Origin of the sequence: Cohnella zeiphila (assembly GCF_014212055.1) — a bacterium.
GTDB classification, from domain to species: Bacteria; Bacillota; Bacilli; order Paenibacillales; family Paenibacillaceae; genus Cohnella; species Cohnella zeiphila.
On sequence record NZ_JACJVO010000022.1, the window covers coordinates 62,360 to 75,408 of the forward strand.

Here is a 13,049-nt window from a genome sequence, read left to right on the forward strand (position 1 = left end):
GGTAACAAGGCGGGGGAGGGATCCAACCTTGAAAGTCAGAAAAATACCGCAGCGCAAGTGCGTCGCCTGCCAGGAGATGAAGCCCAAAAAGGAGCTGATCCGCATCGTCCGCACGCCCGAAGGGGATATCCAGATCGACCTGACGGGCAAGAAGGCGGGACGCGGCGCCTATCTGTGCGGCAAGGTGAGCTGCTTCAAGCTGGCCAAGAAGTCGAAGGCTTTTGAACGGGCGCTTAAAGTTCCGGTGGCCGCTGAAATTTACGACCGGCTGGAAGCCGATTTTATAAAAGTGGAAGACGAGTTCCTTGCCAAAAAGGAGCTGGAGCCGGACGATGACGACGAATAAGGCGCTGTCCCGGCTCGGGCTGGCCAGACGCGCTGGGAAGCTGGTGTCCGGCGAGGAGCTCGTGCTGAAGGCGATCCGGTCCGGCGAAGCTAATCTGGTGCTGCTCGCTGAGGACGCTTCGGCGGGTACGCGCAAGAAGATCTCGGACAAATGCGCAAGCTATGGAGTGGAACTGCTTGTCGGGTATAGCCGCATCGAGCTGGGGGGAGCCGCGGGCCAGCCGGAGCGGGTGCTGTTCGCCGTGACGGACCGAGGCTTTGCGGAGATGATCCGAAGCGGCTGGGTTCAACATTCGGAGGTGGAGAATATTGAGTAAACAAGATACCAATGACAACAAGGATAAGCTGCGAGTATACGAGTATGCGAAGCAGCTCAACATGAGCAGCAAAGAGGTTATTACGATTCTTAAGCGGGTGAACATGCCCGTCAACAATCATATGAGCGTTATGGAAGACGGAATGGTCTCGGCGGTCCAGAAGTTTTTCCACGACGTTAAGGCGAATGCCGCGGCGAAAATGGCGCAGAGCGGCGCGAAGCAGCAGGGCGGCGGAGCCCGCCAGGAAGGCGGAGCCAGACAGGGCGGCGGAGAGCGCCGGCAGGCCGAAGGGCAAGGCGCTTCCGGCGGCCAGGCGCCGTCGCGGCGCGCGGAAGAAGGCGGCTCCGGAACGAGGCCGGCGGCCGTGGCGTCCAGACCGGCTCCTACGCCAAGTTCTTCGCCTGCGCCGGCAGAGGCGGCGCCGAGCCGTCCGCAAGGCGGGGATCGGCCGCAAAGCCAGAACGATGGAGGCGGGAACCACCGTCAGGGCGATCGTCCGCAAGGCGAACGCGGGCAAGGCCAGAACGGCGGCGGCGGATATAACCGTCCGCAGGGCGATCGTCCGCAAGGCGATCGCCGGCAAGGCCAGGGCGGCGGCGGGTATAATCGTCCGCAGGGCGACCGCCCACAAGGCCAAGGCGGCGGATACAATCGTCCGCAGGGCGACCGCCCGCAAGGCCAAGGCGGCGGATACAACCGCCCTCAGGGAGATCGTCCGCAGGGCCAGGGCGGCGGATACAACCGTCCGCAAGGCCAAGGCGGCGGGTATAATCGTCCGCAAGGCGACCGTCCGCAAGGCCAAAGCGGAGGCGGGTACAACCGTCCGCAAGGCGACCGTCCGCAGGGCCAAGGCGGAGGCGGATTCAACCGTCCGCAAGGTCAAGGCGGCTTCGGCGGCGGACGTCCGCAGGGCCAAGGGGGCGGCCGCCCGCAAGGTCAAGGCGGCGGCGGTTTCGGCGGCAGCCGTCCGCAAGGCGGAGGCTTCGGCGGCGGCGGACGCGCTCCCGCTCCGGCTCCCGCAGCAGCCGGCGCAGGCAGCCGCGGCGGCGCGGGCCGGCCGGGCGGCGGACGTCCGGAAGGGCGCCGCGACGGCGATAACCGTGGAACCCAAGGCGGCAAGCGGAAGGATAACGACTTCGGCAGAAGGTTCGACGAAGGTCGTCCCGGCGGCCCGAGAGGCAAAGGCAAGGGCGGCAAGAACGCGAGGGGCAGAAGCAACCAGCCGCCGCGCGAGAAGATCGACAACACGCCGAAGAAGATCATCGTCCGCGGCGAGATGACCGTAGGCGATCTTGCCAAGCTGCTGCACAAGGACGCTTCCGAAGTTATCAAGAAGCTGCTCATGATGGGCGTCATGGCGACGATCAACCAGGATCTCGACCTCGATACCGTTCTGCTCGTCGCCGGCGAATTCGGCGTCGAGACCGAAGTGAAGATCGTCGTCGAAGACACGAACTTCGAGACGATCGAGGAGAACGACGATCCCGACGATCTGGTTGCCCGTCCGGCTGTCGTCACGATCATGGGCCACGTCGACCACGGGAAGACGACGCTGCTCGACGCCATCCGCGAGACGCAAGTCGCGAGCGGGGAAGCAGGCGGCATTACCCAGCATATCGGCGCTTATCAGGTCGAAGTGCATGGTCAGAAGATTACGTTCCTGGATACCCCGGGCCACGAAGCGTTCACGACGATGCGCGCCCGCGGCGCGCAGGTGACCGATATTACGATTCTGGTCGTCGCGGCCGACGACGGCGTCATGCCGCAGACGGTCGAAGCGATCAACCACGCCAAGGCGGCGAACGTGCCGATCATTGTCGCGGTCAACAAGATCGATAAGCCGGGCGCGAACCCGGACAAAGTGAAGCAGGAGCTGACCGAGTACGGTCTCGTGCAGGAAGAGTGGGGCGGCGACACGATTTTCGTCGAGCTGTCCGCAAAGCAGCGCATCAACCTGGACGGCTTGCTCGAGATGATTCTGCTCGTCGCCGAAGTGAACGACTACAAGGCGAATCCCGACAAGCGGGCGCGGGGCACGGTCATCGAAGCCGAGCTGGATAAGGGCAAAGGCCCGATCGCGCGCATCCTCGTGCAGAACGGTACGCTGAAGGTGGGCGACGCGTTCGTAGCGGGCGACTGCTTCGGCCGGATTCGCGCGATGACGAACGACCGCGGCCGCCGCGTCAAGGAAGCGGGACCGTCGACCCCGGTCGAGATTACAGGCCTGACCGAAGTTCCGCAAGCCGGCGATCCGTTCATGGTGTTCGAGGACGAGCGCAAAGCGCGGGAGATTGCCGATAAGCGCTCGATCAAGACGCGCCAGGACACGATGAAGTCGAACCAGAAAGTCACGCTGGACGATCTGTTCAACAAGATCAAGGAAGGCGAGATCAAGGACCTCAACGTCATTCTCAAGGCGGACGTCCAAGGCTCGCTCGAAGCGCTCAAAGGCTCGCTGGAGAAGATCGAAGTCGAAGGCGTTCGCGTCAAGACGATTCACAGCGGCGTCGGGGCGATCACCGAATCCGATATCTCGCTGGCGCTCGCCTCTTCGGCCATCGTGATCGGCTTCAACGTCCGTCCGGAGCCGCGCGCGGCTGCGGCTGCCGAGCAGGAGAAGGTCGACGTTCGCCTGCACCGGATCATCTACAAGGTGATCGAGGAGATCGAGCAAGCGATGAAGGGCATGCTCGACCCGGTATTCAAGGAGAAAGTGATCGGCCACGCGGAAATCCGCGAGACGTTCAAAGTCAGCAAGGTGGGCACGATCGCCGGCTGTATGATTACGGACGGCAAGGTGTCCCGCAATGCCGAAGCCCGCGTCGTCCGCGCCGGAATCGTCGTTCACGAAGGCAAGATCGATTCGCTCAAGCGGTTTAAGGATGACGCAAGGGAAGTTTCGGAAGGCTACGAATGCGGCATTACGCTGGAGAAGTTCAACGATCTCCAGATCGGCGACGTCATCGAAGCGTTCGTGATGGAGTCCGTCGAGCGTTAAGCCCCGCAATTTCCAAACGAGGTGATCGGCATGGCGAAATTTCGCGTAGGACGCGTCGGCGAACAGATCAAGAAAGAGATCAGCTCTTTGATCCAGACGGAGCTGAAAGACCCGCGCATCGGTTTCATTACGGTGACCGGCGTGGACGTCACCGGGGATTTGTCGCAGGCGCGCGTCTACTTGAGCATCCTCGGCAGCGACGAGCAGAAGGAGGCGACCCTTCACGCCCTTGGCCGGGCCAAGGGCTTCCTTCGCACGGAGCTGGGCCACAGAATGCGCCTTCGGCATACGCCGGAAATTGAATTCCGATTCGACAGCTCGATCGCTTACGGCAGCCACATCGAGGCGCTGCTGCAGGAGATCAACCGGGAGAGCCGCAACGCATGATGCGGGAGCGGGAATTGGACGAAGCGGCGGCTTACGTTCGGGAGCGCGACGATTTCCTTGTCGTCTCCCACGTTCAGCCCGACGGGGATGCCATCAGTTCGACGGTGGCGATCGGCTGGCTGCTGGACAAGCTGGGCAAATCTTTCGCCATGTATAACGAAGGGCCGGTTCCCCGGCGGCTGGGCTATCTGTGGAATAGCGGCGATATCGCGACCGCCGCCGAAGGAACGCCTGCGCGCCGTTTTCGGAACGTGATCGCCGTGGATTGCGCCGATTTCGCCCGCTGCGGGAGCGCCAAGGAGCGGTTCGCGGAAGACGCGGAGCTGCTGAATATCGACCATCATTCGACGAACGACGCGTACGGACGGACGAACCTGATCGTTCCGGACGCCGCCTCGACGACGGAGATCGTGTTCCGGCTGATCGAGAGGATGGGAATTTCGCTCGATCCGGCTGCCGCAACCGCCTTATATACCGGATTGCTGACCGACACCGGAGGGTTCCGGTATGCGAACACAAGCCCGGATGTGCTGAAAGTCGCGGCCCGGCTGCTCGATGCCGGCGCGGAAGGACCGATGCTGGCGGAGACGCTGCTGGAACGGATGTCGATGAACCAGGCCAGAATGCTCCAACGGACGTTGCCTCGCCTTGCGTTCAGCGACGATCAGCGAATCGGGTGGCTTTGGGTGACCGTCGAAGATTTGAGCGAGACGGGAGCTTCCAACGAGGATTTGGAAGGACTCGTCAATTACCCGCGCAACGTCGATGGAGTCGAGGTCGGCCTGCTGTTCAAACAGCTTGTCCCCGGCTCGGTCAAGATCAGCCTTCGTTCGACGGGGAAAGTCGATGTGGCGGCGGTCGCCCAACGGTTCGGCGGCGGCGGGCACGTGCGCGCCGCCGGATGCAAGCTGGACGCGGATTTGCCCGAAGCGATCGAGCGGGTGGTAACGGCGGTTCAGGAAGCGTTGGGGGATGCCGGATGAGGCTGGAAGATCAGACTGCGGTGCCGGAAGGCGTGCTCGGCATCTGGAAGCCGGCCGGCTGGACTTCGCACGATGTGGTGGCGAAGGCGAGACGGATACTGCGCGTCAAGCGGATCGGGCACACGGGTACGCTCGATCCCGCCGTGACGGGCGTGCTGCCGATCTGCATCGGCCGCGCCACGCGGATGGTCGAATATTTGCAGGAAAAACCGAAAGCTTATGAGGCCGTGCTGCGGTTCGGGATCGGGACCGATACCCAGGACCTGGACGGCGAGGTGCTGGAGCAGCGAGAGGTTACGGACTTGACCGAAGAGCAAATCCGCGAAGCCGCGCTCTCTTTTGTCGGGAACATCCGGCAGGTGCCGCCGATGGTATCGGCCGTCAAGCAAGACGGCAAGAGGCTGTACGAGCTGGCGCGCCAAGGCGTGACCGTCGAACGCGAAGCCCGGCCGGTCACGATTCATCGGCTGGACGTTCTCCGCATCGACGCGGCGGGGCCATACCCGGAGATCGGCTTCTCCGTGCGCTGCTCGAAAGGAACGTATATCCGGACGCTCTGCGTCGACATCGGAAGGAAGCTCGGCGTTCCCGCCGTCATGGCGGCGCTCGTCCGCACCGAGAGCGCGGGCCTGACCGCCGCCGATTGCGTGACGCTCGAGGAATTGGCGGAGCTGAAGGAGTCGGGCAGGCTGGCGGATCGGCTGATTGCCGCGGATCGGCTGCTGGACGAGCTTCCGTCCGCGGCGGCGCCGGAGCAGCCGGCGGTTCATGCGCTGCAGGGCAAGACGCTTCCCGTCGGCCGTCTGCGCCCGGTTCCGGAGCAGACCGGGCTATGGCGGTTATACCGCGAAGCGGACAGCGTCTTCCTCGGATTGTTCGAGAAGAGGGAGACGGACGACGTTCTTCGACCGGTTAAAGTTTTTCATCCTTCCGAAGAATAAGGAAGCCAGACCCAAGGCAGCCGGAGTCTGGGATGCAGGAGGACAGCAGTGGAACGTTACGAGATTGCATATTCGCAGGCCGAGGAATCGTTCGTGATTCCCGCGGAGGCCGTAAAAACCGGCGGGATTTCGCTGGCCATCGGATTTTTCGACGGCGTGCACCTGGGGCATGCCGAGGTGGTGCGAAGGGCGGTCGAGCAGGCCCGCGAGCGCGGGCAGACGCCGGCGGTATTGACTTTCGATCCGCATCCGCGCGTCGTGCTCGGCAAGGACCAATACCATACGGTACTCACTCCGTTTCCCGGCAAGCTGGAGCTGTTCGAAACGCTCGGAGTGGAGATGGCGCTGGTGCTGACGTTTACGCCCGATTTCTCGCAAGTATCGGCGGAACGGTTCGTTCGCGACCTGCTCGTCCCGCTCGGCGTCGGAACCGCCGTCGTCGGGTTCGACTTCCGCTTCGGGCATCGCGGCCTCGGCGACGCCGGACTGATGAGCCGGGCAAGCGGCAGCGCCATCGACGTGCAGGTGGTCGAGCCGGTGTACCTCAGCGGCGCCAAAGTAAGCAGCACGAGAATTCGCGAGCTGCTGGACGCCGGACGCTGCGAGGAAGCGTCTCAGCTGCTGGGACGTCCGTTCGAGGTTCAAGGGACCGTCGTTCACGGCAGAGCGCTCGGGCGCCAGCTCGGATTCCCGACCGCCAATCTGGAACTGGCCTCCCCGTACTTCATTCCCCGTTACGGGGTTTATGCCGTAACCGTGACGGGCGAGGGTATCGCCGCTCCGCTGGGCGGCGTGATCAATGTCGGCTTGCGGCCAACCGTCGACAAGCCTGGCGGAGAGCCGAAGCTCGAAGTCCATCTGTTCGACTTCAGCGGAGATTTGTACGGCAAGCGCTTGACGGTACGTTTCCAATCGTTCCTGCGGCCGGAGATGAAGTTCGATTCGCTGGACGCGCTCATCGCCCAGATCGGGCGGGACGCCGACGAAGCAAGGAAGACGCTCTCCGTTTCGGATTCTCGCATCTCTTAAAAAGGCGGGAAAAGAGCGCGACATCTTTTTCGGGGTTCGGATTGAATTGGGCCTCATTCGTATGCTATACTAAATCTCGTTGCGCCGTCGGTTTCAGCCGAACTGCGTACCGAACCTTGGCTTGGCCGACCGCGCTCACCTTCCAAGCGGCGGCGAGGCTAACGGCGATTTCGCGAATTAAGGAGGTGAGCACGAATGGCTTTGACACAAGAACGCAAGCAAGAATTGATCGAACTTCACAAGACGCACCCGACGGACACCGGATCCCCGGAAGTCCAAATCGCGATCCTGACGGAGAACGTCAACAACTTGACCCAGCACCTGCGGGAGCACAAGAAAGACCACCATTCCCGCCGCGGTCTGCTCAAGATGGTTGGCCAACGCCGCAAGCTGCTGGCGTACCTGAAGAACAAGGACGTCAGCCGTTACAGCGCTCTGATTGAGAAGCTCGGCCTGCGCCGCTAATTCTTTTTCCAGAAAAGCAACCTGATCGTGTCGCACGGGAACGATTCCGGCGGCGCCGGGTTGCTTTTTCCGTATAGCGTCTGCTTGCGGCTTCGCGAAGCAGGAAATAATGGGAAGAGTGTCGAACTTACATAGGTCACAATGAGGAGGGATTATCGTTGGAGCAAAAAGTTGAGATGCAGCTCGGCGGCCGACCGTTCACGCTGGAGACCGGACGCCTTGCCAAGCAAGCGAACGGAGCGGTCGTCGTGCGTTACGGCGATACGGTCGTGCTGTCCACGGTGACGGCGTCGTCGGAACCGAAAGACCTCGATTTTTTCCCGCTTACGGTCAATTATGAAGAACGGTTGTACGCGGTCGGGAAAATTCCGGGAGGATTCATCAAGCGGGAAGGACGCCCGAGCGAGAAGGCGATTCTGGCCAGCCGGCTGACGGACCGTCCGATTCGTCCGCTGTTCCCCGAAGGGTTCCGCAACGACGTGCAGATCGTCAACCTGGTCATGAGCGTCGACCAGGATTGTTCGCCGGAGATTGCGGCGATGATCGGAACATCGGCTGCGCTGTCCATTTCCAACGTGCCGTTTAACGGACCGATCGGCGGCGTCATCGTCGGACGGATCGACGGGAAGTTCATCGTAAACCCGACCGTCGCGGAGGAAGAGAAGAGCGACATGTACGTGGTCGTGGCCGGCACGCGGGACGCCATCATGATGGTGGAAGCCGAGGCCGACGAAGTGCCCGAATCGGACATGCTCGAAGCGATCATGTTCGGCCACGAGGAGATCAGGAAGATCGTCGGTACGATCGACCAGCTTGTCGCCTCCAGCGGCCAGCCGAAGATGGAAGTAAAGCTGCACCAGGTAGATAGCGCCGTTGATGCTGATGTACAAGCCTACGCGCAGGAGCGTCTGGTGGAAGCGGTTCGCATCGCCGAGAAGCACGCCCGTCAGGAAGCGATCGACGCGATCAACGACGAGACGGTCGAGCACTTTACCGCCTTGTACGCGGAAGAGCCGGAGAAGCTGGCGGACGTCAAGGAAGTGCTGTACGATATCGTCAAGAACGAAGTCCGCCGCCTGATCACGCACGACAAAGTGCGTCCCGACGGCCGCAAGGTCAACGAGATTCGCCCGATATCCGGCGATGTCGGCCTGCTGCCGCGCACGCACGGTTCGGGGCTGTTCACCCGCGGACAGACGCAGGCGCTCAGCATCTGTACGCTCGGCCCGCTGGGCGACGTGCAAATTCTCGACGGCATCGGCCTTGAGGAATCGAAGCGGTTCATGCACCATTACAACTTCCCTCCGTTCTCCGTCGGCGAAGCCCGTCCGCTCCGTCCCCCGGGACGCCGCGAGATCGGCCACGGCGCGCTGGGCGAACGCGCGCTGCTCAAGGTCATCCCGCCGGAGTCGGAATTCCCGTACACGATCCGCCTCGTCTCGGAAGTGCTGGAGTCGAACGGTTCGACGTCCCAGGCGAGCATCTGCGCCAGCACGCTGGCGATGATGGATGCGGGCGTGCCGATCAAAGCGCCGGTCGCGGGCGTGGCGATGGGCCTCATCAAGGACGGCGAGCATTTCACGATTCTGACCGACATTCAAGGGATGGAAGACCATCTCGGAGACATGGACTTCAAGGTGGCCGGCACCTCCAAAGGCGTTACCGCGATCCAGATGGACATCAAGATCGACGGCATCGACCGCTCGATTCTGAACCAGTCGCTGGAGCAGGCGAAGGAAGGCCGGATGTTCATTCTCGGCAAGATGATGGAAGTGATGAACGAGCCGCGCAAAGAGCTTAGCCCTTACGCGCCGAAGATCGTCACGATGCGCATCCATCCGGACAAGATCCGCGACGTCATCGGTTCGGGCGGCAAAGTGATCAACAAGATCATCGAGGAGACCGGCGTCAAGATCGATATCGAGCAGGACGGCATGGTGTACATCGCTTCTTCGGACGCCGTCGCCAACGAGAAAGCGAGGTCGATCATCGAAGGCATCGTGCGCGAAGTAGTCGTCGGGGAAATTTATCTCGGTACCGTCAAGCGCATCGAGAAGTTCGGCGCCTTCGTGGAAATTTTACCGGGCAAGGACGGTCTGGTTCACATCTCCCAACTGGCGAACGAACGCGTCGCCAAAGTGGAGGACGTCGTGAACATCGGCGACAAGATCCAGGTGAAGGTTACCGAGATCGACGCCATGGGCCGCGTCAACCTGTCCCGCAAAGTTTTGCTCGCGGCGGAAGCGCCTGCGAAATAACCGAATACCCGTCATCAAAAGAGACCGATTTCAGTCAGTCTCTTTTTTTGTTGTTTAGAAAATGGCGCGAATTGATCTCCCTGGATAATGGGGGCTCCCCCAAAAGTAATCGGAATCAACTTCGAAGATTTACTTCACTTTTGGGGGATTAATCCGGGGGCTCCCCCAAAAGTAATCGGAATCAACGCCTGCCGCTTCGCCTCCCCCAACCATACATAATTGACGCCCGAATGACATAGGATGAGAGACAAGAAGTTTTGTTGGACTGGCTCCGAACGTGATCGGGAAAAACGGCGAACGGTGCCGGAAGCGGGAGGCGAGCGAGCGATGGGCAAGACGTCGCCCGTCCGGCTGGCAGCGATGCTGCTCTGCCTGGCGGCGGTGTTGGCGGCCGGAAGGTATTACGGACCGCTTCACTTCTATGTGCAGGCCGTTAAATCCCAGACGGCTGCGGCGATCGTCTCGGACGGGCGGACAAGCTCGCTGGGCGCGGACCTGATGGAGAAAATCCGAACCGAAGCGGCGAAGCGCCGCTCCCAACCGGTCGATGCGGTCGTCGACCGGATCTGGAAGGCGATTCCCGGCTACAACGGACGGGAAGTCGATATTGCGGCTACATACGAGCAGGCGCGAGCGCTCGGGCTGAACGGCGCGGCGCCCGCCGATCAAATTCCGTGGGTTTACAAGGAGCTGCCGCCGGCCGTCGGGCTTGGCGACCTGAAGCCGAACCCGATTTATCGCGGCAATCCGAACAAGCCGATGGTCGGGCTGATGATCAACGTCGCGTGGGGCAACGAGTATTTGCCGTCCATTCTGGAGACGCTCCGCAAGGAGAAGGTGTCGGCTACGTTCTTTTTCGACGGGAGCTGGTTGGCCAAGAACGGCGCGCTGGCGCAGGAGATCGTACGGGAAGGGCATGAGGCATCCAATCATGCCTATACCCATCCGGCCATGAGCTCGCTAGGCGCCGCCCGCCAGCGCAGCGAGATCGCCAAGACGGAGGAGCTGCTGAAGACGAAGCTCGGCGTCCAGAACCGCTGGTTCGCGCCTCCCTCGGGCGACTTCAACCAAACGACCGTCGACGTTGCCGCCGAGGCCGGATTGAAGACGGTGCTTTGGACGCTCGATACCGTCGATTGGAAAAAACCGCCCGCCTCCTCGGTGGTGGCCAAAGTGACCGCCCGGGTACAGGCCGGCTCGCTCATTCTGATGCATCCGACCCAGACGACGCAGGACGCGCTCCCGGGCATCATCCGGGCCATACGCGCCAAGGGGCTCATTCCCGGAACCGTCTCGGAGACGCTGTCCGAGAAGCGGATCGATGCGCCAGGCAAAAAGTAACGGTCCGGGGTCACGGCGCAGCCGAATCGCCGCCGATCCGGGTTGTTCCGGTTCCCGAAATGCATGAAATCCTTTCCTGCCGTCTCGGTTGTGACGGTTGTCGATATTTGATATAGTGTTACTATTGATCTTTAGGGGGAAATCGGGTGAAGAAATATACATTAAACAACGGTTTGCGCGTCGTGATCGAGACGATTCCGACCAGCCGTTCGGTCTCGTTCGGCATCTGGGTGAAGACCGGCTCCCGCTACGAAACGCCAAGCAACAACGGGATTTCCCATTTCATCGAGCATATGCTGTTCAAAGGAACCAAGCGCCACAGCGCCAAGGAGATCGCCGACCGGTTCGACGGAATCGGGGGCAACGTCAACGCGTTCACGTCCAAAGAGTATACGTGCTATTACGCGAAAGTGCTGGATCAGCATCTTCCGATTGCGGTCGATATTTTGTCGGATATGTTTTTCGAGTCGCAGCTGGCTCAGGAAGAGCTGGCCAAAGAGAAAAACGTCATCCTCGAGGAAATCTCGATGTATGAGGATACCCCCGACGACACGGTACACGATTTGGCGTCCCGCGCCTCGATGGGCGATCACCCGCTTGCTTATTCCATTCTCGGAACGGCGGAGCGCCTGAACGCAATGGGCCCTGCCGATTTGAGACAATACATGTCCGAGCGCTACTCGGTCGCAAACACCGTCGTAAGCTTGGCGGGCAACGTGGACGAGAAGGTATTGGAGCTCCTGGAGAAGCACTTCGGCGGCTTTAACGTCGCCGGCCAAGAGATGAAGCTGGAAGCGCCCGCCTTCCGGCCCGGCGCGCTTTTCCATAAGAAAAAGACGGAACAGAACCATCTGTGCCTTACGTTTCCGGGAGTCGCGAACGACGATCCGAAGATGTACGCCATGATCCTGCTCAACAATACGATCGGCGGCGGCATGAGCTCGCGCCTGTTCCAGGAGATCCGCGAGAAGCGGGGACTGGCTTATTCGGTTTATTCGTACCATACCTCGTATGCGGACAGCGGCCTGTTCACGGTTTATGCGGGCACCGCGCCGAAGCAGACCCAGGACGTGTACGATCTGACGCTGGAGATGCTGGCGGACGTTCAGGCGAAGGGGCTGACGGAAGCGGAAATTCATCGCGGCAAGGAGCAGCTGAAGGGCAACCTGATCCTGAGCCTGGAGAGCACCAGCAGCCGAATGAACCGGATCGGCAAAAACGAGCTGATGCTCGGACGCCATTATACGCTGGACGAGATGCTGCAGCGGATCGACGACGTCCAAGCGGAAGACATCGAAGCAATGATCGCCAGAATCATGGGAGAAGCCGGCTCCATCGCCGTCGTGGGAGCGAAGGAAAACGTGTTGTCCGGTTTGGGGAGGGAATTTCTTGTATCCAGTTCAACTGAAGAGGCTTCCGGGGAATGAAGACGTTCCGTTGCCGAAGCGGATGTCCGATTGGGCCGCAGGATTCGATATTCATGCCGCGGTGAGCGAGCCTCTTACGCTCGCACCGGGTCAAAGGGCGCTCGTGCCGACCGGCTTCGCGATGGCGATGCCTCGAGAGTTGGAGGCGCAAGTCCGGCCTCGCAGCGGGCTTGCCCTGAAGCACGGCATTACGTGCTTGAACTCGCCCGGAACGATCGATGCCGATTACCGGGGCGAAGTAAAAGTGCTGCTCGTCAACCTCGGCCAGGAGCCGTTCGCGATCGAACGCGGCGAACGCATCGCCCAGCTCGTCTTCCAGCTCGTGCCGCAAGTCGAGCTGTCGGAAGTATCCGAGCTGCCGGACACCGATCGCGGCGCCGGCGGATTTGGCCACACCGGCAAATAAGGCTGCGCACCATGCGCCCTTCAAAATTACCTCTTGCACAACGGACGCTTATTTCGCGTCTTCGGCGGGCAAGAGGTTTTTTATTGTTTAGGGAACGATGCGACTTGATTTCCCGTAGGTAACGGGGGGGCTCCCCCAAAAGTAATCGGAAT

Annotated in this window: 12 protein-coding genes; all 12 read left to right on the forward strand. The window is 61.3% G+C overall.

What is annotated here, in order from left to right:
- The first annotated feature begins 28 nt into the window (after positions 1–28).
- Positions 29–346: an RNase P modulator RnpM gene (gene rnpM, locus H7C18_RS18425; RefSeq protein ID WP_185130559.1), complete on the forward strand. Its 318-nt coding sequence runs from the start codon at positions 29–31 to the stop codon at positions 344–346.
- Positions 333–662 carry a L7Ae/L30e/S12e/Gadd45 family ribosomal protein gene (locus tag H7C18_RS18430; protein WP_185130560.1) on the forward strand — a complete coding sequence of 110 codons (330 nt, stop codon included), beginning with the start codon at positions 333–335 and terminating at the stop codon, positions 660–662. Before rnpM ends, H7C18_RS18430 begins: the two co-directional genes overlap by 14 nt.
- On the forward strand, positions 655–3,660 hold the full coding sequence (gene infB, locus H7C18_RS18435) for a translation initiation factor IF-2 (protein WP_185130561.1): 3,006 nt from the start codon (positions 655–657) through the stop codon (positions 3,658–3,660). Before H7C18_RS18430 ends, infB begins: the two co-directional genes overlap by 8 nt.
- 30 nt (positions 3,661–3,690) lie before the next feature.
- Positions 3,691–4,047: a 30S ribosome-binding factor RbfA gene (rbfA, locus tag H7C18_RS18440; RefSeq protein ID WP_185130562.1), complete on the forward strand. Its 357-nt coding sequence runs from the start codon at positions 3,691–3,693 to the stop codon at positions 4,045–4,047.
- Positions 4,044–5,030, forward strand: coding sequence for a DHH family phosphoesterase (locus H7C18_RS18445; RefSeq protein WP_185130563.1), 987 nt, complete (start codon positions 4,044–4,046; stop codon positions 5,028–5,030). Before rbfA ends, H7C18_RS18445 begins: the two co-directional genes overlap by 4 nt.
- Positions 5,027–5,971: a tRNA pseudouridine(55) synthase TruB gene (truB, locus tag H7C18_RS18450; protein ID WP_185130564.1), complete on the forward strand. Its 945-nt coding sequence runs from the start codon at positions 5,027–5,029 to the stop codon at positions 5,969–5,971. Before H7C18_RS18445 ends, truB begins: the two co-directional genes overlap by 4 nt.
- 48 nt (positions 5,972–6,019) lie before the next feature.
- Positions 6,020–7,000 (forward strand): bifunctional riboflavin kinase/FAD synthetase, encoded by a 981-nt coding sequence (locus H7C18_RS18455; protein ID WP_185130565.1) that lies wholly within the window; start codon positions 6,020–6,022, stop codon positions 6,998–7,000.
- Between the two features lie 195 nt (positions 7,001–7,195).
- Complete coding sequence (gene rpsO / locus H7C18_RS18460; protein WP_185130566.1) at positions 7,196–7,465, forward strand: 30S ribosomal protein S15; 270 nt, start codon at positions 7,196–7,198, stop codon at positions 7,463–7,465.
- 158 nt (positions 7,466–7,623) lie between these two features.
- Positions 7,624–9,723 (forward strand): polyribonucleotide nucleotidyltransferase, encoded by a 2,100-nt coding sequence (gene pnp, locus H7C18_RS18465; protein ID WP_185130567.1) that lies wholly within the window; start codon positions 7,624–7,626, stop codon positions 9,721–9,723.
- Positions 9,724–10,050: 327 nt separating this feature from the next.
- Complete coding sequence (locus H7C18_RS18470; protein ID WP_185130568.1) at positions 10,051–11,064, forward strand: polysaccharide deacetylase family protein; 1,014 nt, start codon at positions 10,051–10,053, stop codon at positions 11,062–11,064.
- A 146-nt stretch (positions 11,065–11,210) separates the two neighbouring features.
- Positions 11,211–12,491 carry an insulinase family protein gene (locus tag H7C18_RS18475; RefSeq protein ID WP_185130569.1) on the forward strand — a complete coding sequence of 427 codons (1,281 nt, stop codon included), beginning with the start codon at positions 11,211–11,213 and terminating at the stop codon, positions 12,489–12,491.
- Positions 12,454–12,897, forward strand: a complete 444-nt coding sequence (gene dut, locus H7C18_RS18480) for a dUTP diphosphatase (protein ID WP_185130570.1) — start codon at positions 12,454–12,456, stop codon at positions 12,895–12,897. Before H7C18_RS18475 ends, dut begins: the two co-directional genes overlap by 38 nt.
- Positions 12,898–13,049: the final 152 nt, after the last annotated feature.